1 protein-coding gene is annotated in these 567 nt (G+C 68.1%); it reads right to left on the reverse strand.

Going from position 1 to position 567, the window contains the following annotated elements; all coding sequences use genetic code 11:
• The coding region (locus tag IEZ08_RS39180; RefSeq protein ID WP_229803975.1) for a transposase at positions 1–532 on the reverse strand (532 nt) is incomplete at its 3' end.
• Positions 533–567 lie beyond the last annotated feature (35 nt).

Here is a 567-nt window from a genome sequence, read left to right on the forward strand (position 1 = left end):
CCTCCTGCGCCACCTGGTTCAGGGCCGCCCGCAGGGTCTCGACCACGAACTCCAGCCGGTTCAGGTCTCTTGTCGCGGCCAGCACGTGGGTGGCATCCGTGCGCTGCCGCCCGCCCGCCTTGACCAACCCTGCCTCACCGGCCGCCCGCAGTACCGCGTCGAACACCATCTGACCGGCTTCGCTGTCGATCAGTCGGGCGCGGAACTCACTGAGCACCGAGAAGTCGAATCCGGTGTCGGCCAACTCCAGCGAAAGGGCATACTTCCAGTCCAGACGCGAGCGGACCGCATGCGCGGCCTGCCGGTCGGTCAGCCCTTCCGCGAACTGCAACACCGACACCAGCGCCAGCCGGGCCGGAGACACCACCGGCCGCCCTCGGGCCGAGAACAGCTCCTCGAAATCGGCATCCGAAAACACCGGCCCGAGCGCATCCCGCACCCGCATCACCAGGCAGCCCTTCGGGAACACCGCACGCGCCAGCCGAGCGGTCTCCTCCGGAATCTCCCCCAGATCCACCCCACGCAACGACACCGAATCCACCCCTCAACACGACGATGGCCTGTACA

Origin of the sequence: Planobispora rosea (assembly GCF_014648175.1) — a bacterium.
Lineage (GTDB): Bacteria > Actinomycetota > Actinomycetes > Streptosporangiales > Streptosporangiaceae > Planobispora > Planobispora rosea.